The organism is Streptomyces sp. NPDC107471 (genome assembly GCF_055582845.1).
Map to the genome: position 1 here is coordinate 1,013,583 of NZ_JBVJPC010000001.1, position 21,029 is coordinate 1,034,611.

At 70.1% G+C, this 21,029-nt stretch carries 15 protein-coding genes and 1 other RNA gene; 7 read left to right on the forward strand and 9 right to left on the reverse strand.

All coding sequences use genetic code 11. The features are described from left to right. The first annotated feature begins 7 nt into the window (after nucleotides 1-7). From ACZ66S_RS04570 to ACZ66S_RS04595, 6 genes are all read left to right on the forward strand, one after another. A complete protein-coding gene (locus ACZ66S_RS04570; RefSeq protein WP_469899582.1) occupies nucleotides 8-1,345 on the forward strand; it encodes an MFS transporter in 1,338 nt (445 codons plus the stop codon). A 736-nt stretch (nucleotides 1,346-2,081) separates the two neighbouring features. Next, a complete protein-coding gene (locus ACZ66S_RS04575; protein ID WP_469899583.1) occupies nucleotides 2,082-3,374 on the forward strand; it encodes an ABC transporter substrate-binding protein in 1,293 nt (430 codons plus the stop codon). Further along, nucleotides 3,371-4,315, forward strand: coding sequence for a carbohydrate ABC transporter permease (locus tag ACZ66S_RS04580; RefSeq protein WP_469899584.1), 945 nt, complete (start codon nucleotides 3,371-3,373; stop codon nucleotides 4,313-4,315). The genes ACZ66S_RS04575 and ACZ66S_RS04580 overlap by 4 nt, the downstream gene beginning before the upstream one ends. Beyond that, nucleotides 4,312-5,136, forward strand: a complete 825-nt coding sequence (locus tag ACZ66S_RS04585; RefSeq protein WP_469899585.1) for a carbohydrate ABC transporter permease — start codon at nucleotides 4,312-4,314, stop codon at nucleotides 5,134-5,136. The genes ACZ66S_RS04580 and ACZ66S_RS04585 overlap by 4 nt, the downstream gene beginning before the upstream one ends. 13 nt (nucleotides 5,137-5,149) lie before the next feature. Further along, complete coding sequence (gene yicI / locus ACZ66S_RS04590) at nucleotides 5,150-7,399, forward strand: alpha-xylosidase (protein WP_469899586.1); 2,250 nt, start codon at nucleotides 5,150-5,152, stop codon at nucleotides 7,397-7,399. Then, complete coding sequence (locus ACZ66S_RS04595; protein ID WP_469899587.1) at nucleotides 7,399-8,403, forward strand: LacI family DNA-binding transcriptional regulator; 1,005 nt, start codon at nucleotides 7,399-7,401, stop codon at nucleotides 8,401-8,403. The genes yicI and ACZ66S_RS04595 overlap by 1 nt, the downstream gene beginning before the upstream one ends. Before the next feature lie 161 nt (nucleotides 8,404-8,564). Here the strand turns inward: ACZ66S_RS04595 and ACZ66S_RS04600 are convergent, their stop codons facing one another. From ACZ66S_RS04600 to ftsE, 7 genes are all read right to left on the reverse strand, one after another. Then, nucleotides 8,565-9,179 (reverse strand): hypothetical protein, encoded by a 615-nt coding sequence (locus ACZ66S_RS04600; RefSeq protein WP_469899588.1) that lies wholly within the window; start codon nucleotides 9,177-9,179, stop codon nucleotides 8,565-8,567. Between the two features lie 6 nt (nucleotides 9,180-9,185). Further along, nucleotides 9,186-14,081, reverse strand: a complete 4,896-nt coding sequence (locus ACZ66S_RS04605) for a ricin-type beta-trefoil lectin domain protein (RefSeq protein ID WP_469899589.1) — start codon at nucleotides 14,079-14,081, stop codon at nucleotides 9,186-9,188. Between the two features lie 236 nt (nucleotides 14,082-14,317). Beyond that, nucleotides 14,318-14,704: a transfer-messenger RNA gene (gene ssrA / locus ACZ66S_RS04610) on the reverse strand. Nucleotides 14,705-14,802: 98 nt separating this feature from the next. Next, nucleotides 14,803-15,345, reverse strand: coding sequence for an SsrA-binding protein SmpB (gene smpB / locus ACZ66S_RS04615; protein ID WP_469899685.1), 543 nt, complete (start codon nucleotides 15,343-15,345; stop codon nucleotides 14,803-14,805). 171 nt (nucleotides 15,346-15,516) lie between these two features. After that, complete coding sequence (locus ACZ66S_RS04620) at nucleotides 15,517-16,689, reverse strand: S41 family peptidase (RefSeq protein ID WP_469899590.1); 1,173 nt, start codon at nucleotides 16,687-16,689, stop codon at nucleotides 15,517-15,519. Between the two features lie 68 nt (nucleotides 16,690-16,757). Further along, nucleotides 16,758-17,675, reverse strand: a complete 918-nt coding sequence (gene ftsX / locus ACZ66S_RS04625) for a permease-like cell division protein FtsX (protein WP_469899591.1) — start codon at nucleotides 17,673-17,675, stop codon at nucleotides 16,758-16,760. Between the two features lie 42 nt (nucleotides 17,676-17,717). Continuing rightward, nucleotides 17,718-18,407: a cell division ATP-binding protein FtsE gene (gene ftsE / locus ACZ66S_RS04630; RefSeq protein WP_053851795.1), complete on the reverse strand. Its 690-nt coding sequence runs from the start codon at nucleotides 18,405-18,407 to the stop codon at nucleotides 17,718-17,720. A 237-nt stretch (nucleotides 18,408-18,644) separates the two neighbouring features. On the opposite strand from ftsE, the gene ACZ66S_RS04635 reads away from it, so the two are divergent. Then, nucleotides 18,645-18,836 carry a hypothetical protein gene (locus ACZ66S_RS04635; protein ID WP_469899593.1) on the forward strand — a complete coding sequence of 64 codons (192 nt, stop codon included), beginning with the start codon at nucleotides 18,645-18,647 and terminating at the stop codon, nucleotides 18,834-18,836. Between the two features lie 104 nt (nucleotides 18,837-18,940). On the opposite strand, the gene ACZ66S_RS04640 is transcribed toward ACZ66S_RS04635, so the two are convergent. Beyond that, nucleotides 18,941-19,612 (reverse strand): hypothetical protein, encoded by a 672-nt coding sequence (locus tag ACZ66S_RS04640; protein ID WP_469899595.1) that lies wholly within the window; start codon nucleotides 19,610-19,612, stop codon nucleotides 18,941-18,943. Between the two features lie 292 nt (nucleotides 19,613-19,904). Further along, complete coding sequence (gene prfB / locus ACZ66S_RS04645; RefSeq protein ID WP_469899596.1) at nucleotides 19,905-21,011, reverse strand: peptide chain release factor 2; 1,107 nt, start codon at nucleotides 21,009-21,011, stop codon at nucleotides 19,905-19,907. Nucleotides 21,012-21,029: the final 18 nt, after the last annotated feature.

A 21,029-nucleotide genomic window follows, 5' to 3' on the forward strand; every position in this document is an offset into this window, starting at 1 on the left:
TGGGCGCATGCCGCAACCGAACCGACCGCTCTTCACCATGACCGCGGACACGCTCGTCATCGCCGACTTCGGCCCGCGGGCCCCGCGTCGCCGCCGCGCCCCCGGCCCCTACCGCCGCCTTCTCGCCACCCCCGGAGCCCGCGCCTTCACCATCGGAAACCTTCTCGCCCGGCTCCCCATGGGCATGTTCGGCGTCAGCGCGGTCGTGATGATCGCGGGGACGCGGGGGTCGTACGCCCTCGCCGGCGCCGTCACCGCGACCGGTCTCGGGGCCACGGCGGTCGTCGCCCCGTGGACCGCGCGGCTCGTCGACCGACACGGACAGGCCAAGATCGCCGTGCCGGCCACGGTCCTCGCCGCCCTGGGTTCGCTGGCGCTGCTGCTGTGCGTCCGCCTCGGGGCGCCCGCCTGGACGCTCTTCGTGGCGTACGCCGCCACCGCCACGACCCCCAATCTCGGCGGCATGTCCCGTGCCCGGTGGGCCCATCTCCTCGACGGCGACGAGAGCTCGCTGCATGTCGCGAACTCCTTCGAGCAGGCCGTGGACGAGGCGTGCTTCATGCTGGGGCCGGTGCTCGCGGCCTTCCTGTGCACGACGTTCTTCCCGGAGGCGGGGACGCTGGCCGGGGTGGTGCTGCTGGTGTCGGGTGTGCTGGTGTTCACGGCACAGCGGTCTACGGAGCCGCCGGTGCGGGGGCCCGTGCGGGGGCCCGTGCGGGGGCCCGTGCGGGTGCCCGTGCGGGGGCTGGGGCGGGGGCTGGGGCGGGGGTCCTCGGAGACGCCCCTCCGGGCGCCCGGCGTCCCTCCTCTCCTCGCCGTCTGTCTCGCCATGGGTGCCGTCTTCGGCTCCATGGAGGTCGTCACCATCGCCTTCGCCGACGCACAGGGACACCGCTCGGCGGCCGGGATCGTGCTCGCGCTCCAGGCGGCCGGGTCGTGTGCGGCGGGGCTGGTCTACGGGGTGCGGCGGCAGCCCGGCACGGGGTCCGTGGAGGACCGTTACGTGTGGTGCATAGCCGCGATGACGACCCTGCTGACCCTCCCCCTGCTGGCCGCCTCCCTCACCGGTTCCCTGCCCGTCCTGGCCGCCGCGCTGCTGATCGCCGGGATGGCGACCGCACCGACGATGGTCACCGGCATGACCCTCGTCCAGCGACGCACCCCACCCGGCCACCTCAACGAGGGCATGACCCTCGCCGTGACCGGCCTCCTCGCCGGAATCGCCTGCGGCAGCGCGGCGGGTGGCTGGACGGTGGACCACGTCTCGCCGCTGGCGGGCTACGGCATCCCGGTCACGGCGGGCGCGGTGGCACTGATGACGGCGCTGGGGTGGGCTCGGCGGTGAGGTGGGGGGGCGGGGGGTGGGTGCGGCTCGGTGGGGGCTGGTCGCGCAGTTCCCCGCGCCCCTGGTGGCTGCGGTGAGCGGCCACGCGCGGGCCCGCGGGGCGGTCGGGTCCGCGTCGAGGGCGGGTGCGGCTCGGTGGGGCTCGTCGCGCAGTTCCCCGCGCCCCTAAAGCCTCCTGCGGTGAGCAGCCACGCGCAGGCCGCGGGGCGGTCGGGTCCGCACGCGCCCATGACGCCGGGGGCGGGTGCGACCCGGTGGGGGCTGATCGCGCAGTTCCCCGCGCCCCTAAAGCCTCCTGCGGCGAGCGGCCACGCGCGGGCCACGGGGCGGTCGGGTCCGCACGCGCCCATGACGCCGGGGGCGGGTGCGGCTCCGTGGGGGCTGGTCGCGCCGTTCCCCGCGCCCCTGACGCCTGCGGCGAGTGGGCTCGCGGGCGTCGCCGCTCTCGGGTTCGGCACGTCGGCCGGGCACGTTCGGGCGGGCGTCACCGTCCCGGACCCGCGCGCGCCACCCCTCGATCAGTGGAACCCCTCCCGGCGGTGAGCCGGACGAAACGAACCGGCCCCATCGTCGAATCGCTTCACCAGATCCTGTGCAACCCATTGACGACCTTCGAGGGCCCCACATACGTTCCTTCGTCGAAGCGCTTCGACAGGGGTTGTCGAACGGCGTCGAATCGATGACTCCTGCCCGGCGCCCCGCCCGAAGCGACCATCCGACTCCCCGGAGGTACGGGATGTTGACGGCACGAAGGCGTGTGGGGGTGACCGCGGTGGTCCTGGCCGGGGCACTGCTGATGACGGCCTGTGGGGACTCGGACAGCGGGTCGTCCGACGGCAAGACGCTGCGGCTGTGGCACTACGAGGGCCCGAGCAGTGCGATGGGCATCGCCTGGAAGGAGGCGATCAAGGAGTTCGAGGCCACGCATCCCGGCGTGAAGGTGGAGTTCGAGGAGAAGAGCTTCGACCAGATCCAGAAGACCGCCCCGATGGTCCTCAACTCCTCGGACGCGCCCGACCTCATGGAGTACAACAAGGGCAACGCGACCGCCGGCCTGCTGTCCAAGCAGGGCCTGCTGACCGACCTCACGGACGAGGCGGCCAAGCGTGGCTGGGACAAGGCGCTCAGCCCCAGCGTCCGCACCACCAGCCTCTACGACACCAACGGCGTGATGGGCTCCGGCAAGTGGTTCGGCGTCCCGAACTACGCCGAGTACACGCTGGTCTACTACAACAAGGACCTCTTCAAGAAGTACGGCATAGCCGAGCCGAAGACGTTCGCCGAACTGACCGCCGCGATGGACACGTTCGTCCGCAACAAGGTCACCCCGCTCGCCAACGGCGGCGCCGCCTACCCCGCCCAGCAGTACCTCTACCAGCTCGCGCTCTCGAAGGCCGACCGCGCCTGGGTCGACTCGTACCAGCTCTACAAGGGGAAGACCGACTTCCACGACGCGGCCTGGACGTACGGCGCCGAGACCTTCGCCGACTGGGTCGAGAAGGGCTACTTCAGCAAGAGTTCCAGCGGCCAGAACGAGGAGGCCGCCGGTGTCTCCTTCACCTCCGGCAGGGCCCCGATCCTGTTCTCCGGCAGTTGGTGGTACGGCCGCTTCAAGACGGACAACAAGTTCGACTGGGGCACCTTCCGCTGGCCCGACTCGAAGCTCACCCTCGGCTCCGGCGGCAACCTCTGGGTCGTACCGAAGGGGTCGAAGAACAAGGACCTCGCCTACGACTTCATCGACATCACCATGTCGAAGAAGATCCAGAACCTGCTCGGCAACTCCGGCGGTGTCCCGGTCGCGGCCGACGCCTCCGCCATCACCGACCCGCAGTCGAAGACCCTGATCGACGACTTCAACACCCTCTCCGAGACCGACGGCCTGGCCTTCTACCCGGACTGGCCGGTCCCCGGCTTCTACGACGTCCTCGTCTCCGCGACGCAGAAGCTGATCACGGGCAGCGAGAAGCCCGAGGACTACCTCAGTGACCTCCAGGAGGCCTACGACAAGGGCGCGCCGAAGCAATGACGGCGACCGTCGAACGCACCGCGCGGGCGGTCGGCAAGGGCAACGCCCCCCGGCCCCCGCGCCGCCCCCGCGACTCCTACACCCTGTTCCTGCTCCCGGGCGCCCTCGCCTTCCTCGCGATCATCGTCCTGCCGTTCGTGATGAACACGTACGTGAGCTTCACGGACTGGCAGGGCGTGGGCTCCCCCGAGTGGTCCGGGCTCGCCAACTACCGCGAGCTGATGGACGACTCCGAGTTCTGGGCGTCCTTCCGGCACAGCCTGTTCATGGTCGTGGCGATGGCGGCGATCCCGACCGCCCTCGGACTGGTCCTCGCCGCCGCCCTGTTCGACTACGTCGGCAAGCACTTCGGCACCCGCGTCGCCGCCGTCCTGCGCGCCTGCTTCTACCTCCCCCAGGTCCTGCCGATCGCCGTCGCCGGCATCGTCTGGAGCTGGATCCTCGCCCCCGACGACGGCTCCCTCAACGCCCTCCTCAAGGCGATCGGCCTCGGCGGTTGGCAGCAGGACTGGCTCGGCGACCCCGACCTCGCCCTCTACAGCGTCATGGGCGTCATGGTCTGGGTCCAACTGGGCTTCCCGCTGGTCGTCCTCATGGCCGGCCTGCAACGCGCCGACCCCCAACTGGCCGAGGCCGCCGAGCTGGACGGCGCCGGCTGGTGGCGCCGCTTCTGGCACATCACGCTGCCGCAGATCCGTCCCGAGATCTACGTCGTGCTGACCTGGTGCTCGATCGCCGCGCTCAAGGTGTTCGGCGCGGTGTACGTCCTGACCAAGGGCGGCCCCGGCGGCGCCACGAACGTGCCGTCCTACTTCTCCTTCACCACGTTCTTCGAGAAGACGCAGGTCGGCTACGGCGCCGCGATCTCCACCGTGCTCACCGTCATCATCCTCGCGCTCTCCCTGATCGGGCTGAAGCTCCAGGAGAGGAGCGACTCATGACCACCGCACTGCGCCGCTACCCGGTGCTGGTCGCCCTGTGTCTCGCGGCCCTGTTCATGGTCGTGCCGTTCCTGATCGTCACGGTCAACGCCTTCAAGTCCCCGGCGGAGTACGCCCAGAACGGCCCCCTCAGCCTCCCCGACGGTCTCTACACGCAGGGCATCGAGGACTTCTGGGAGCGCGTCGACTTCGGCCGGAAGCTCGTCAACTCGGTTCTGATCAGCGGCTCGGTGGCGGTGCTCGCCGTGGTCCTGTCGGTCCTCAACGCCTATGCGATCGGCATCGGCCGCATCAGGGGCCGCACCTGGGTCCTGGCCTTCTTCGTGCTGGCGAACATGCTCCCGCAGGAGGCTCTGGTCTACCCGGTCTACTACCTGAGCAAGGAAGTCGGCCTCTACGACACCAGGTTGAGCGTGGTCATCGTGTTCACGGTGATCCAGGCGGCCTTCGGCACGTACCTGCTCTCCGCGGTCCTCGGCCAGTTCCCCCGCGAGATCCTGGAGGCGGCCCGGATCGACGGCGCGAACAAGTGGCAGGTGCTGTGGCGGATCGTCGTCCCCGTCAGCCGTCCCACCCTCGGTGTGCTGCTGGTCTTCTTCTTCATCTGGACCTGGAACGAATTCCTGCTCCCCCTGGTCATGCTGATCTCCAACGACAACCAGACGGTGTCGGTGGCCCTCGGCGTCCTCCAGGGCCAGCGCCTGATGGACGCCACGATGACCAACGCGGCCGCCCTGCTCGGTGTGCTCCCCGCGATCGTGTTCTTCCTCGTCTTCCAGCGAACCCTCACCCGCGGTATCGCCGTGGGTGCCGTGAAGTAAGGACCCCCCACAGATGAAGTTCACCGACGGCTACTGGCTGCTGCGCGAGGGCGTCACCGCCGACCACCCGGCCGTGGTCCACGAGGTCGTCGCGTCGGACGGCGGGCTCGACATCCACGCGCCGTCCCAGCCCATCCGCCACCGCGGCGACCTGCTGAAGGGACCGGTCGTGACGATCAGCGCCCACGCCCCGATGCCCGACGTCATCGGCATCACCTTCACCCACTTCGAGGGCGACCAGCCGGACGGTCCCGAATTCACGCTCGCCCGGCAGGAGTTCACCGCCCACACCGGGTCCGACGAGGACTTCGCGACCCTCACCTCCGGCGCCCTGTCGGTCCGCTTCGCCCGCACCGGCCCCTGGCAGGTCGACTTCCTCGCCGACGGCCGGGTCCTGACCAGCAGCGGCACCAAGAACATGGGCATCCTGCGGGACGCGACCGGCGCCCACTACCTGCGCGAGCAGCTCAACCTGACCGTCGGTACCTCGGTGTACGGCCTCGGCGAGCGCTTCGGCCCGCTGGTCAAGAACGGCCAGGTCGTCGACATATGGAACGCCGACGGCGGCACGGCCACCGAACAGGCCTACAAGAACGTGCCGTTCTACCTCACGAACGCGGGCTACGGCGTCTTCGTCGACCACCCGGGCAAGGTCTCCTTCGAGGTCGGCTCGGAGGCGGTCTCCCGGGTCCAGTTCAGCGCCGAGACGCAGGAGCTGACGTACTACGTCATCCACGGCCCGAGCCCGAAGGAGATCATCCGCAAGTACACGGCCCTCACCGGCCGTCCGGCGCTCCCGCCCGCCTGGTCCTTCGGGCTGTGGCTGTCGACGTCCTTCACGACCTCGTACGACGAGGAGACCGTGACCTCCTTCATCGACGGCATGAAGGACCGCGAACTGCCCCTGTCCGTCTTCCACTTCGACTGCTTCTGGATGCGCGAGTTCAACTGGTGCGACTTCCAGTGGGACCCGCGGGTCTTCCCCGACCCGGAGGGCATGCTCGCCCGGCTGCACGCGCGGGGCCTGAGGGTCTCCGTGTGGATCAACCCGTACATCGCCCAGCGGTCCCCGCTGTTCGCGGAGGGCAAGGCGCTCGGCCACCTCCTGAAGCGCCCCGACGGCAGCGTCTGGCAGTGGGACCTGTGGCAGCCCGGCATGGCCCTGGTCGACTTCACCAGCCCGGCCGCCCGCGACTGGTACGCGTCGAAGCTGGAGGCGCTCCTCGCGCAGGGCGTGGACTGCTTCAAGACCGACTTCGGCGAACGGGTCCCACTGGACGTGGAGTGGTCCGACGGCTCCGACCCGGAGCGGATGCACAACTACTACACCTACCTCTACAACCGGACCGTCTTCGACGTGCTGCGCAAGCACCGCGGCGAACAGGAGGCGGTGGTCTTCGCCCGCTCGGCGACCGCGGGCAGCCAGCAGTTCCCGGTGCACTGGGGCGGCGACTGCGAGGCGACGTACGAGTCGATGGCGGAGTCCCTGCGCGGCGGTCTCTCCCTCGGCCTGTCCGGCTTCGGCTTCTGGAGCCACGACATCGGCGGCTTCGAGGGCACCCCGAGCCCCGCGCTCTTCAAACGCTGGCTGGCCTTCGGCCTGCTGTCCTCCCACAGCCGGCTGCACGGCAGCTCGTCGTACCGCGTCCCGTGGCTCTTCGACGAGGAGTCCGTGGACGTCCTGCGCCACTTCACCCGCCTCAAGCTGAGCCTCATGCCCTACCTGTACGAGGCCGCGCGCACCGCCCACACCGAGGGCGTGCCGGTGATGCGGGCGATGGTCCTGGAGTTCCCGGACGACCCCGGCTGCGCGCACCTGGAACGGCAGTACATGCTCGGCCCGGACCTCCTGGTGGCACCCGTGTTCAACGACTCCGGCGAGGTCTCCTACTACGTCCCCGAGGGCACCTGGACCCACTTCGTGACCGGCGAGACGGTGACCGGCCCGCGCTGGGTGCGCGAGCGGCACGACTTCCTGAGCGTGCCGCTGCTGGTGCGCCCCGGCGCGGTCGTCCCGGTCGGCGCGGTGACCGACCGCCCGGACTACGACCACGCCGACGGGGTGACCCTGCGGGCGTACGGCCTGGCCCGGGGCGAGCAGGTCACGGTACGGGTCGGCGAGGTCGCCTACACCGTCGTACGGGAAGGGGACACGCTGCGGGCGTCCTGCGGCGACCCGTCGGCGCCCTGGGGCCTGGCGGCCGGGGACAGGTCGGCGCGGGCGCAGGCCGGCACCGGATTCCTCTCCCTGGAGCTGGGCTGATGGTGAAGATCACGGATGTGGCGCGGCGGGCCGGTGTCTCCCCCAGCACCGTCTCCTACGCCCTCAGCGGCAAGCGCCCGATCTCCGAGGAGACCCGGCAGCGGGTCGAGGACGCCATCCGCGAACTGGGCTACCGCCCGCACGCGGGCGCCCGCGCCCTGGCCGGCCGGCGCTCCAACGTGCTGGCGCTGGTGGTGCCCTTACGGGCCGGCATCCACGTCCCGACCGTGATGCGGTTCGCGGTGTCGGTGGTGACCACGGCCCGGCGGTACGACCACGACGTGCTGCTGCTGACACAGGAGGAGGGCGAGGAGGGGCTGCACCGGGTCGCGGACACGGCCCTGGTCGACGGCCTGGTCATGATGGACGTCCAACTGGACGACCCCCGGCTGTCGTTGCTGCGCACGCTGGACCTGCCGTCGGTCCTGATCGGCCTCCCCGCTTCCTGCGCGGGCCTGACCTGCGTCGACCTCGACTTCCGGGCGGCGGGCGAGGCGTGCGTGGAGCACCTGGCCCGGCTGGGCCACCGCTCGGTCGCCCTGGTCGGCTCCCCGCCGGAGGTCTACGTCCGCCAAACCGCCTTCGCCCAGCGGGTGGTCCAGGGCTTCACGGCCGCCGCCGACCGCGCCGGGCTGTCCTCGACGGTCCTGCCCTGCGAACCGGACGCGGCCCGCGCGACCGCCGAGCGACTCCTGCGGGAACAGCCCGCGCTGACTGGGGTCGTCGTCCACAACGAGGCCCTGCTGGGCCCCCTGATCGACGCCTTCGCCCACCTGGGCCTGCACGTCCCCGCCGACCTCTCCATCACCGCGATCTGCCCCGACGAGGTGGCCGAGTCCCCCCACGTCCCGATCACCTCGGTCACCCTCCCGACGGCGGAGCTGGGCACCCGCTCGGTAGAACTCCTGATCAAAAAACTGAACGGGACGGAGGTACCGGAGTCGACCCTGCTACCCCCGAGAATGACGGAACGCGCGAGCACGGGTAGACGGACGGTGTCCTGATACGCAGGGCCCGTACCCCTGCTTCGCCTGCCGGCGCAAGTTGTGACGGGACGGGGCGGGTGGACCGGTCGGCATCGGCACCGTCCCACAGGAACGGGCCACACGTGACGAGGTCCCTGCCGTCCACGGGCTGCGGACGGCAGGGACCTCAGGCTGTGCCACTAGTCGTCGGCGATCAGGAACTCGACGTTCTGGACCACGAACTCGCCGTAGTACAGGGCCGATCCGAGACCTTCCAGCCTCTTGTACTGGTCCACGGACAGCACGGCGCCGGAGGTGTACTCGATCACCCTGAGCAGTACCCGCAGTGCCAGGTCCGGGGTGCACTCACGCGCGCAGCCCACGAGAGCCCGGCGCACCTCGGCGGTCAGGAACCCCATCCCTTCGATCTCGGCGACGACCGCGTCCAGGTGGGCGAGGCCGTCCTCCGTGTCGGCTCCGGTGAGCGGCCGCGGTGGCTGCTCCTGCGCGGACAGCCAGGTGTCACACACGTCGACGACGGTCTGCGTCCACCCGGCTCCCGTGGTCTGCCGGAAGTCCAGGCCGTACTGCGTTCCGGCGTTCCACAGAACCTCCAGCGTCCGCGACGGCAGACCGTCGAGGAGTACCAGGGCATCACGGCGCACCGCCAGTGCGTCGTGACCGGGCCCGTCCGGCAGGCGCCGCGCGACGAGCTCGGCGAGGCTGTCCGCCTCGTAGATCCAGTCCTGATGGAAGAAAGCCATCACCCACGGGACCCCGAAGTCGAACTCGGTGAAGCGCTCCACAGCGGTCACCCCTCCTTACTTCGGATAGCAGGTCTGCACGTAGTAGCCCAGCGGGTGCTTCGCCTGGCCCTCCACCCGAGGTGCTCGCACGAGCTTGATGAAGAACCCGTTGCCGGTGGCCTTGGGAGCGGCTCGACCGTTGTCGTAGTAGACCGTACCGAGGGAGTTGTTCCGCCCGAACGTGCCCGACCAGGTCAGTTCGTTCGTCCTGTTCTCCGCCATCCACTTGCGGATCTTGTTCGCGTTGTTGGCCAAGGCGTAGTCGACGACCTGCTGCGCGGTCTGCTGGTCGATGAACACGCTGTTGGGCGTGTCACGGCCGCTCTCGACCGTCTTGCGGTGCGCGATGGCCTCGGCTTCCGCCTGGTTGGGCCGCACATGGTCCTTCAGGGTGTGGGCCTGCCCCGGGAAGCTCGCCTCGTCCAGGACGAGGTCGCTGCAGTTGTGGACCAGGACCGGCGTGCCGCCCGCCACCGCGTAGAACGTGTGCAGGCCGGACACGGTCAGGTCGTACACGGTCCGCGGCGCTGAGGCGTAACGGCCGAGCACCGCGATCACCGTGCGCAGGCTGCCGCCGGGGGTGCGCAGGCTGTCGCCGGGACGCAGGTCGGACGCGAGGGTCCAGCCGCGGCCGCTGACGAAGAACCGGTGTCCCGAAGTGCTCGTCAGGCTTCCGCCGCCGGCCAGGGTGATGTCCACCAAGTCGTCGGAGGAGTGCGAGAAGGTGCGGGTGACCGGCTCGCCCCGGGTGTCTCCGGTGTCGGGGTCGGTGGCCAGGAGCCGGTCGCCGAACCGCACGTCACGGATGGCCTTGCGGCCCCCGTCGGCGAGGACGACCTGGGTGCTGCCGGGGAAGCTGTTGCGGATGCAGGCGGTGCGCGCCTCCTCGTACGTCCGTGCGCTGCGCTCGATGGCGGACAGTGCCCGGGCGTCCACGTCCAGGGCCCGCAGCGCCTTCAAGGCGTCGGAGACCCCGACGCCGGTGCGCATCGCGGCGTCCACCGCGCGGATCGCCTCGGTGATCTTCGCGATCGGGCCGCCCAGCGGCAGCCAGGTCGCCGCCCAAGCGCAGTCGCCGTAACTGCCGCCGTCCTGGGCGCTGGTGATCTTGTGATAGCAGCCGGTGAAGTCGCCGATGATCGACTCGAAGATCCCCTTCCACAGGTCCTTGGTCGCCTGCCACGAGGAGATCTTGACCTTCTTGCTCAGGTCGGTGAACGTCTTCGTCTTCAGGAACTGCGTGTCCCCGGCGGGGCAGCCGGACTCGGTGGCCGGCACCTCCGGGTTCAGACACAGGTAATAGCTGACCGTCGCGTCGAAGTGCACCTCGAACACCAGGTCGCAGGGGAGACGCGAGCAGTCGTCCGGCAGCCGCTGCGGATCTCCCCGCTGCTTGATGTCGTCGATGACCGAGAACACCCCGCCGATCCCGGTGCCGGCGCCCGCCTGCACCTGGCTGTTGGCGTCGTTGCGCGCGGCCTGGTCGGCCGCCTCCTGCGCCGACTCCGCGTACTTCTGCGCGTCCTTCGCCGCCTGTTCCGCCGCCGTCGCCTCCGCATCCGCCCGGTCCGCCGCCGCTCGGGCGTCCTTCGCGGACTGCTCCGCCTCCGCGGCGGCCGTGCGGGCGGCCTCCGCGTCCTGGGCTGCCTGGTCGGCGGAGGAGCGGGCGTCGACGGCGTAGGTCTCGGCCTGGTCGGCGGCCTGGTCGGCCGCTGCCGCGTCCACCGTGGCCTGGCGGTCGTACTCCTTCGCACGGGCCAGGGACGCCTGTGCGTCGGCCGCGTACTGGGCCGCCTCCGCGGCGTAACCCAGCGCCTCCTTCGCCGACTTGCGGGCGTCGGCCGCGAACCCCGCGGCCTCCGCCGCCAGCGTGTACGCCGCCTTCGCGTCACCGGTCGCCGCGGCGGCGAGGCTCGCCGCCTGGGCCGCGTTCTTCTGCGCGTTGGCCGCGTGCGCCTCGGCGACCGCCTGCTGCTGCTCGGCGATCGTCTTCGACGACTGACCCGACAGGACGGCGAGGCCCGCCGCCGAGTCGGTGGTGACGTACGGCGCGCCCAACTGGATCGCGTCGTTCGCCGGAGCCGCCACCTGCTGGGCAGCGTTGCCGGCGTCCTCCGCCGCCTGGGCGGTGGTGTAGGCGTGGCCGGCCGCGTCGGCCGCACCGGCGACCGCCTTGGCGGCCTCGGCCCTCGACGCGTCGGCCTGCTTCATGGCGTCTGCGGCGTGCTTCTCGGCCTCGTCGGCCAGCTCGACCGCGGTACGGGCGGCGGACGCCGAGGCCTCGGACGCCTTGATCGCGTCGGCGGCGGCGCTGGTCGCCGTACGGACGGCGGCGTCCGCCCGGAGCTTCGCGGCCTGGGCCGCGTCCGCGTCGGAACGGGCCCGCTTCGCGGCCGCCTCCGCACGGGTGGCGGCGGCGTCCGCGTCGGCCGCGGCCTGGGTCGCCGCGTCCGCCTCGGAGCGGGCCGAGCGCGCGGCCGACTCCGCGTCGTCGGCGGCCGCGTCCGCCTGGTCGGCGGCGGCCCGGGACTCCTTGGCGTCCGACTCGGAGTCGTGGGCCTCGGCGTACGCGTCCTTGGCGTCGGCCTTGGCGCGGGCCGCGTTCGCCTGGCTCTCGGCGTCCCACGCGTCGTCCCGCTTGCCCTTGGCCCGGTCGCGCGCGGCCTCGGCGTCCTGCCGCTTGGCACGGGCCGTGGACTCGGCGCTCTCCGCCCGGCCCTTGGCCTCCTGGGCGGTCTGCGCGTAGCCCTGCGCGTTCTGCTTGTGCTGGGCGGCCTCGGCCTGCTTGGCGGCGGCGGTCTCCTTCGCCGTCGCCGCCTCGGCCTCCGCCGCGAGCCGCTTGGCGTGGGCGTCGGCCGCCGCCGCCTTCGCGTCGGCCTCGGCCCTCTGCGTCTCGGCGAGCTTGGCCTTCGCGAGGTCGCGGGCGGCCTTGGCGGTCTGCGCCTGTACGGCGGCCGCGTCGGCGGCGGCCTTCGCCTGGGCCCGGGCCTCGTTGGCGGCCGCGGTACGGAAGGCGGCCTTCGACTGCGCGGCCTGCGTCAACGCGCGGGCGGCGATGGTGGCGCTGTCCCCGGCGGCGGCCCGGGTGGCCGCGTAGGCGGTGTCACCGGCCTTGGCGAGCGCGTCCAGCGCGGCCGCCGACGCCTTGGTGACCTGCGCCTTCTGCTGCCCGACGAGCAGACCGCGGCCGCGCGGGGCACCCGCCATGTCGGCGATGCCGTACGCCGCCGTCAGCGCGGTGTCCGACGCGGTGGCCGCCGTCTTCGCCGCCGTGGCCTGCGACTTGAGCAGGTCGACCTGCTTCTTCGCCTCGGTCTGCGCGGCCGTGACGCCCTGCTTCGCCTTGTCGAACTGGGCCTTGGTGGGGTATTCGAGGTCGTCGGTGCCGTTGTGACCGGAGGGGGCGATGTCGAACTTCTGCGGGTCGGTGCCCTTGCAGTCCCACATCCGCGCGTCGCGGCCCTTGTCGTAGGCAGCGAGATCAAGGCAGTTGGCAGTGACCGGGTTGTACAGGCGCGTGGTGCCGTGGGTGTCGTACTGCCACTGCTGCGCGGAGCTGCCGTTGCACGTCCAGATCCGCAATCCCGTGCCGTTCGCGGTGTCGGCTCGGGGGACGTCCAGGCACTTGCCGGAGTTTTCGTGCACCAGGGCGTTGCCGCTGATCCGCCACTTCTGCCCGGCACTGCCGTTGCAGGTGTAGATCTGAACCGGCGTGCCGTTGTCCGTCTTGTTGTTTCCGACTTCCAGGCACATGTTGGTGGCGCCGTGCGCGTGGATGACCATGGGGCTGCTGCCGATCCAACCCGGGCCGCCGGCCGACCAGTAGTCCTGCCAGCGGACCAGGTGGTCGGCCCGCCAGGACAGCCCCAGGAGTTCACTCAACGCCTTGGAACCGGCGGCGAGGGCCTTGGTGGCGTTCTTGTTCGCCGTCAGGATCTGGTTGCGCGGCCCGGCCTGCGCGGTGATCTCCTGCTGCCACTCGGCGGACGCGGCGGCGACTTCCTTGCCGAGCACCTTGTTCGGGTCGACCGGGGTGCGCCAGGCACAGGAGGCGAACCGGGTCTTCAGGTCCTCGACGGCGATGCGGTACTCGACGCTGCCGGGCTCGGGCGCGGTGCGCGGAAAGCCGCCGTACGAGAGGAAGAGCCGGGCGTTGTCCGCGGCCGTCGGCTCCATGGACCAGTTCACCAGGTGGTTGTAGGCCTGGCGCTCCTCGTACCGCTGATTCCAGTTGGGCAGTGTCGGGTCGAGTTCGCCGCCGTACAGCGGGTCACCGAGGTTCTTGACCGCATTGACGGTGACCTCGTCGGCGGCCGGGGTCAGGTCGCGGTAGAGGTCGCTCTCCCGCTTCCAGAACTGATCCCAGATCCACGTGGAAATGCCGGTCTGCTGGAAGAAGTCCGGCCGCGGATCGCCGCTTGTCCCGGGCGGCCACTCGAAATCGGCCTTCGACTGAAAGCCGCTGGGCGTGGGCAGCCCGGAGATCTGGAAGTCCCGGAGGTGGTCGTACAGATCAGAGCCCTCTTTGTTGGCGGCATCCCGGTCCTGCTTGAACGCCGTCGACAACGGAGTCGCATTCCAGTACTCCCGGTTCGCCGCCGTGTGCAGCATGTCCGGCGTCTGGTTCAGCCCGTCCTGGGCCACGCCGAACATCGCCGGCCCGCCCATCCGCAAGGTCTCACCCAGCAGGCACTGGTCCTGGCGGAGCTGTTCCGCGGCCTTGGCGTCGAAACCGTCGTAGCTGTCGCCGGTGTCGGCCACGGTGGCCATGTCGTCGGCGGCGTACCGGCTGATCAGGTCCGGCTGTACGGCCACCGAACCGATCAGGGCCACGGCGACGGCGGACGTCAGCAGCGGCGGCAGGAGCCCGGAGCGCTTCCGGGCATGCGTGAAGAGCCGATATCTCGGCATGGTGGTCTGTCCTCCCCGTGGCGACGGTGTTCCCCCGGTCGCCGGTGTGCGCGCTCTGTGGCGGAGTGGTCGGCTCCGTCCGGCGCGGCGCTCACCTTAGACATACATGACGGGTGCAGGACAAGAGTTTTCCGGGTTACATGTGGGAAACATGTGAAGCCCGGGACATGACGAAGGCCCCGCTGCCGTGAAGCAGCGGGGCCTTCGCCCACATGGGGTTGTCTCCCGGCGGAGACGAGTGGAGATGGCGGGAATCGAACCCGCGTCCAACGGTGCAGAACCAGGGCTTCTCCGTGTGCAGTTCGCTTCGATTTTCTCGGCCCCGGCGATCACGCGAACAAGTCGCCGACGGGCCCAGTCACTGTTTGATTTCCCATCGCACCCCGTGACCGGGTGCAATGGTTTAGTCCCCTAGATTATGCCAGGATCCGGGTCGGGAACACTCCCGGGCTGACACCCGTTAGGGCCTTCGCTCACTGCTTATTAGGCAGCGAGGGCGAAGACGCGGGAATCGCTCTTGGAATTGGCGATTATTGGTTGCGACATATGGTTTACGAGATCATTGCCGCTTCCTCGACACGCTTCCCCTGCCTCAACAGCCGCTGTCGAAACCGATCATCCCCATGTTGTGTTTTCAATGCGCCCACCGACCTCGGCCGGTGTTGACTCCATCGTACGTGACCAACGCACGCCGATGCCACCGTATTCCCGGCGGCTCGCCCTACTGCGCCCGCTGCTTCCGCTTGACCGCCGCGATGGCGCGGTCCGACTCCCGGCGGTCCTGCTTCTCGCGCAGGGTCTGCCGCTTGTCGTACTCCTTCTTGCCTCGCGCGAGGGCGATCTCGGCCTTGGCCCGGCCGTTGGTGAAGTACAGGGCGAGGGGCACGATCGTGTGACCGGTCTCCTGGGCCTTCGTCTCCAGCTTGTCGATCTCCTCGCGGTGCAGCAGCAGCTTGCGCTTGCGGCGCGCGGAGTGGTTGGTCCAGCTCCCCTGGCTGTACTCGGGGATGTGGGCGTTGTGCAGCCACGCCTCACCGCCGTCGATCTGGACGAACCCGTCGGTGAGCGAGGTCCGCCCCTGACGCAGCGACTTCACCTCGGTTCCGGTGAGCACGATCCCGGCCTCGTAGGTGTCGATGATCGCGTAGTCGTGCCGGGCCTTCTTGTTCTGGGCGACCAGCTTCCGCCTGCCCCCCTTCTCCCCGTCCCGCGCCTTGCCGCCCCCGCCGCCCTGCTTCGGCTGGGACTCCTTCGGTACGTACATTCCCTTGCTCATAGTGCTGCCCATTTTCGCACTACGAGGGGGTGCGAGGACCAGTGCTTATCGGCGGGCGGTCCGGGCGGCGCCGCTTCAGGGGCGCGGGGCTGTGTCGATGTGCGGCTCCGCCGCGTGGGCGCGCCGAGCCCCCACCGGCCCGCAGCCGACGGACGACCTCTAGTCGCCCAATCCCCCGAGCACCGTCTCGGCCTGCCGAAGAGCCCCCTCGTCGGCCTCCAGATCCGGCGTGATCCCCCGGCCGTCGACCCCTCGCCCCGACGGGGTCCGGTAGTGCCCCACGGTCAGCTCGGCCACGGCCCCGTCCGGCAGCCGGCTCGGCATCTGCACCGACCCCTTGCCGAACGTGCGGGAACCGACGACCACCGCCCGCCCCCGGTCCTGCAACGCCCCGGTGAGCAGCTCGGCCGCGCTCATCGTCCCGCCGTCGACCAGCGCGACCAGCGCCCTGCTCGTGTCCCCGCCGGGCTCGGCGTGCAGCGCCTGCTGGGTGCCGTCGACGTCGTAGGTGGCGACCAGCCCTCCGTCGAGGAAGGCGGACGCCGTGGTGACGGCCTCGGTGACCAGGCCGCCGGAGTTGCCGCGCAGGTCGAGGATGATCCCGCCGTCGGCCGGGGCGTCCCGGACCGCGTCCCGGACCTCGTCGCCGACGCCCTTGGTGAACGAGTCGATCCGGATGACGGTGACCCCGTCGGCGAGTTCGCGGACGGCGACGGAGTCGGTGGACAGCCGGGCCCGCCGGACGGTCTGCGTCCACGCGTGCGTGCCGCGCTCCAAGCCGAGCCGGACCGCCGTGCCGGCGGCCGCGTCCGTGGCGTCACCCCGCAGTAAGGAGACCACCTCGGTGACCGGATGCCCGTCCACCCGCTCCCCGTCGACGCTGCGCAGCCGGTCGCCCTCGCGGATCCCGGCGGCGGCCGCAGGCGAGTCCGAACTCACCCTGGTCACCTCGATACGGCCGTCCCGCTCGCGCCGCGCCCACAGCCCGACGCCGGTGTACCGGCCGTCGAGCGCCTCCTCGAACTCCTCGTACTCGCCCCGGGAGTAGACGGCCGCCCAGCGGTCACCACTGCGGCTGACGGCACGCTCGGCGGCCTCCACGGGGGACGCGCCCGCGGCCTCGGCCTCCTGGGCCGCCTCGGCCACGTCCTCGTGGTGACCCGCGGGGGCGGCCGAACGGGCCGTGTCCGACGCGGACTTCAGGTCGCCGCCGGCGGCCTCGGGGAAGGAGCCGGTCGCCGCGCCGGCCACCAGCACGCTCGCGAACACCAATGTCAGGGCCGCCCCGCGGCGGATGCGGCGGGGCTGACAGAACAGATCTCGGCCCGACATGCCGGTGAGTCTAGGACAACGCAAGAGGGCCGCACGGTCGGTTGACCGTACGGCCCTCTTGGCATGTGTCACACCTTCAGGTACTTGCGCAGCGCGAAGAACGCGGCCAACGCGGGCATCAGCACGCTCGCCGCGAGGATCAGCGGCAGCTTCGTCAGAACGGCGTCCCAGCCCACGAAGTTGATCAGGTTGAGCTTGGAGGCCAGGGCCATGCCGTGGTCGACGGTGAAGTAGCGGCCGACGACCAGGAAGACACAGGCGAGCCCGCCGCCGATCGCGCCGGCGACGGCGGCCTCCATGATGAACGGCGCCTGGATGTAGAAGCCGGACGCGCCCACCAGCCGCATGATCCCGGTCTCCCGCCGACGGCTGAACGCCGAGACGCGCACCGTGTTGACGATCAGCAGCAGGGCGACGATCAGCATGAGCGCCATCACACCGAGCGCGGCCCTGTTCATCAGGTTCAGCATCGTGAAGAGGTTGTCCAGGATGCCCTTCTGGTCCTGCACGGACTGCACGCCGTCACGGCCGTTGAAGGCGGTCGCGATGACCTGGTACTTCTCCGGGTCCTTCAGCTTGATCCGGTACGACTCCTGCATCTGGTCCGGGGTGAGGGACGCCGCCAGCGGGGAGTCGCCGAACTGCTCCTTGTAGTGCTTGTACGCCTCGTCCTGGGACTCGTGGATGACCGTCTCGACGACCGTCATCTTCTTCAGGTCGGAGAGGATGTCCTTCTTCTGGTCGTCGGTCACCGCGCCCTTGGCGCAGTTGGGGTCCGACTCGGCGTCGCTCTTGTTGCAGAGGAAGATCGAGACGTTGACCTTGTCGTACCAGTAGCCCTTCATGGCGCCGACCTGGTCGCTCATCAGGAGCGACCCGCCGAACAGGGCGAGCGACAGGGCGACGGAGACGATGACCGCGAACGTCATCGTCAGGTTGCGACGGAGACCGACACCGATCTCGGAGAGTACGAACTGGGCGCGCATGGCGTCTTCTTCAGGCCTTTCCGGGGACTCTTCGAACGGCGGTCAGTGCTGGTAGCCGTAGACGCCGCGTGCCTGGTCGCGGACGAGGCGGCCCTTCTCCAGCTCGATGACGCGCTTGCGCATCTGGTCCACGATGTTCTGGTCGTGCGTGGCCATGACGACGGTCGTGCCGGTCCGGTTGATCCGGTCCAGCAGCTTCATGATGCCGACCGAGGTCTGCGGGTCGAGGTTGCCGGTGGGCTCGTCCGCGATCAGCAGCTTGGGCCGGTTCACGAAGGCGCGCGCGATGGCCACGCGCTGCTGTTCACCACCGGAGAGCTCACCGGGCATGCGCTCCTCCTTGCCGCCGAGCCCGACGAGGTCGAGCACCTGCGGCACGGACTTGCGGATCTCGCCGCGGGACTTGCCGATGACCTCCTGCGCGAAGGCCACGTTCTCGGCGACCGTCTTGTTGGGCAGCAGGCGGAAGTCCTGGAACACCGTCCCGAGCTGGCGCCGCATCTGCGGCACCTTCCAGTTGGACAGGCGGGCGAGGTCCTTGCCCAGCACGTGCACCTGTCCCTGGCTGCACCGCTCCTCGCGGAGCAGCAGCCGCAGGAAGGTGGACTTCCCGGAGCCGGAGGACCCGACGAGGAACACGAACTCGCCCTTCTCCACTTCCAGGGAGACGTCCCTGAGTGCGGGGCGGGTCTGCTTGGGGTAGACCTTGGATACGTTGTCGAATCGGATCACGGATGCACCACGGTAGGCCGGGGGTAGATGAGCGTGACCATACGCGACCCGGGTGTGCGAGCGCAGGCGCCGGTTCGGGTTGCGTATTGCTTGGGCTGTTTTGTGCCCCCCTGTTGACCCCGGCTCCGGCAGCGCACAGGCAGCCCCCGGAGGAACCTGGCACAGTAGGGAGGGGAACGTTCTCCGCCCCGGAGGCGTTCTCCCTGTGGAACGTATTTCGCAAGAAGGGTGACGCGCATGACGTACGACCGCCTGGTGTGCGCAAACTGCGCGGCGCCCGTGAGCGAGGGCCGGTGCCCGGTCTGCCGTGCGAACCGTGAGCGGCTCCAGCAGGACAACCAGTTCGCGGGGCTGAACCCGATGGCCCTGATCGCCCTGCTCGCGGTGTTGATCGCGGCGGTGGCACTGTTGGCACACCAGACCGCCTAGGCGGCGGCCGAGGACATACGAAGGGCCCGGAGCGGAGACGCTCCGGGCCCTTCGTCGTACCGCACGCACACGCTAGGCGAGTGCGGTGCTACTGCTTGTCACCGTCAGGCGGCAGCGCCACCGCGGCCACCCGCCAGGCGGGGCAGCAGACGGAAGCCGACACCGCCGGCGATCATCGTGGCGGCACCGATGACCAGGAACGCGGTCTGACCGGCACCGGTCTCGGCGAGCTCCTGGCCGTTGCCCTGGGCCGACGTGTTGGACGTGGTGTCCGTGCCGGTCTCGGTGAGGGCCGAGGAGCCCTCCTCCTGGGTGGAGGTGTTGGAGCCACCGTCGGGGTTGGTGTTGCTGTTGCCGCCCCCGGCGTTGCCGTTGCCGTTGCCGTGGCCGTTCCCGTTTCCGTTGCCATTCCCGTTGCCGTTGCCGTTGCCGTTGCCGTTCCCGTTGCCCGGGTCGGTCGGCTCCTCGGTGGGCTCGGTGGGCTCCTCGGTCGGGTCCGTGGGCTCCTCGGTGACCGGCGGAGTGGTCCCCGGGTCCGTCGGCACCTCGGTGCCGGGGTCCGTGGGGAGCTCGGTGCCCGGGTCGGTCGGGATCTCAGTGCCCGGGTCGGTCGGGTCGTCGTCGCCGGTGCTCATGCTCGCGCCGATACCGTCGGCGCCCACGCCCACGTTGATCTCCAGCGCGGAAGCGGCGCCTGCGGCGGTCAGCGAGGCACCGGCTGCGATCACGGCACCGGCGGCTATGCGCGCGATCCGGATCCGCGTCTTCTTCGTCATGTGGTTGCTACCCCCAGTAGCTCATCGTCAATGAGGCGGCGCTCGGGGCCGTGATCGACGGAGGAAGGTAGCTGTGCTCAAGTCCCCCGGTTCACATGCGCCCCAGAGATACGCATGCCACGCTTCACCCTTCCGATTTTTCAAAGGATCGTCAAGGCCGTTGCGGGCGCGATGTCCTGGTAAGCGCTCTTTGCCGGGGAAAGCGGTCTGTGAGTGTGATGTAAAACCCAGACATAAAGCAAACTGCCGCCCGGTGGGCGGCAGTTGCGGACCGATGGTCAAGTCGACAAAGTTACTTCTCCTGCTGCTTGCGCCAGCGAATTCCGGCTTCCAGGAAGCCGTCGATCTCGCCGTTGAACACCGCCTCGGGGTTGCCGACCTCGAAGTCGGTGCGCAGGTCCTTCACCATCTGGTACGGGTGCAGGACGTACGAACGCATCTGGTTGCCCCAGGAGTTGCCGCCGTCGCCCTTGAGGGCGTCCATCGCGGCCTGCTCCTCCTGGCGGCGCCGCTCCAGCAGCTTGGCCTGGAGGACGTTCATCGCGCTCGCCTTGTTCTGGATCTGCGAGCGTTCGTTCTGGCAGGAGACGACGATGCCGGTGGGGAGGTGGGTCAACCGCACCGCGGAGTCGGTGGTGTTGACGCCCTGGCCGCCGGGACCGGAGGACCGGTACACGTCGACGCGCAGCTCGGACTCGTCGATCTCGATGTGGTCGGTCTGCTCGACCACGGGGAGGATCTCCACCCCCGCGAAGGAGGTCTGCCGGCGCCCCTGGTTGTCGAAGGGCGAGATGCGCACGAGCCGGTGGGTGCCCTGCTCGACGGAGAGCGTGCCGTACGCGTACGGCACCTGCACGGCGAAGGTGGTCGACTTGATGCCGGCCTCCTCGGCGTACGACGTCTCGTAGACCTCGGTCTTGTAGCCCTTCTGCTCCGCCCAGCGCAGGTACATCCGCTGCAGCTTCTCGGCGAAGTCGGCGGCGTCGACACCGCCGGCCTCGGCGCGGATGTTGACGAGCGCCTCGCGGGAGTCGTACTCGCCGGAGAGGAGGGTCCGCACCTCCATCTCGTCCAGCGCCTTCTTGACGGCGGCGAGCTCGGACTCGGCCTCGGCACGGGTGTCCGGGTCGTCCTCCTCCTCGGCCATCTCGAACAGCACCGAGAGGTCGTCGATGCGGCCGCGCAGCGCGTCCGCCTTCCTGACCTCGGCCTGGAGGTGGGACAGCTTGCTGGTGATCTTCTGCGCCTCGTCCGGGTTGTCCCACAGGGACGGCGCGGCCGCCTGCTCCTCGAGCACGGCGATGTCTGCCCTCAGCTTGTCGAGGTCCAGAACGGCCTCGATCGACTCCATGGTCGAGGAGAGGGACTTGAGCTCTTCGGATACATCGACGACTGCCACGCCCTCCAGCCTAACGGC

Bases quoted from the DNA above. Each gene is read 5' to 3' on its own strand.
- ACZ66S_RS04570 (WP_469899582.1), top strand. From the start codon at position 8: ATGCCGCAACCGAACCGACCGCTCTTCACCATGACCGCGGACACGCTC.
- ACZ66S_RS04575 (WP_469899583.1), top strand. From the start codon at position 2,082: ATGTTGACGGCACGAAGGCGTGTGGGGGTGACCGCGGTGGTCCTGGCC.
- ACZ66S_RS04580 (WP_469899584.1), top strand. From the start codon at position 3,371: ATGACGGCGACCGTCGAACGCACCGCGCGGGCGGTCGGCAAGGGCAAC.
- ACZ66S_RS04585 (WP_469899585.1), top strand. From the start codon at position 4,312: ATGACCACCGCACTGCGCCGCTACCCGGTGCTGGTCGCCCTGTGTCTC.
- yicI (WP_469899586.1), top strand. From the start codon at position 5,150: ATGAAGTTCACCGACGGCTACTGGCTGCTGCGCGAGGGCGTCACCGCC.
- ACZ66S_RS04595 (WP_469899587.1), top strand. From the start codon at position 7,399: ATGGTGAAGATCACGGATGTGGCGCGGCGGGCCGGTGTCTCCCCCAGC.
- ACZ66S_RS04605 (WP_469899589.1), bottom strand. From the start codon at position 14,081: ATGCCGAGATATCGGCTCTTCACGCATGCCCGGAAGCGCTCCGGGCTC.
- smpB (WP_469899685.1), bottom strand. From the start codon at position 15,345: ATGTACGTACCGAAGGAGTCCCAGCCGAAGCAGGGCGGCGGGGGCGGC.
- ACZ66S_RS04620 (WP_469899590.1), bottom strand. From the start codon at position 16,689: ATGTCGGGCCGAGATCTGTTCTGTCAGCCCCGCCGCATCCGCCGCGGG.
- ftsX (WP_469899591.1), bottom strand. From the start codon at position 17,675: ATGCGCGCCCAGTTCGTACTCTCCGAGATCGGTGTCGGTCTCCGTCGC.
- ACZ66S_RS04635 (WP_469899593.1), top strand. From the start codon at position 18,645: ATGACGTACGACCGCCTGGTGTGCGCAAACTGCGCGGCGCCCGTGAGC.
- ACZ66S_RS04640 (WP_469899595.1), bottom strand. From the start codon at position 19,612: ATGACGAAGAAGACGCGGATCCGGATCGCGCGCATAGCCGCCGGTGCC.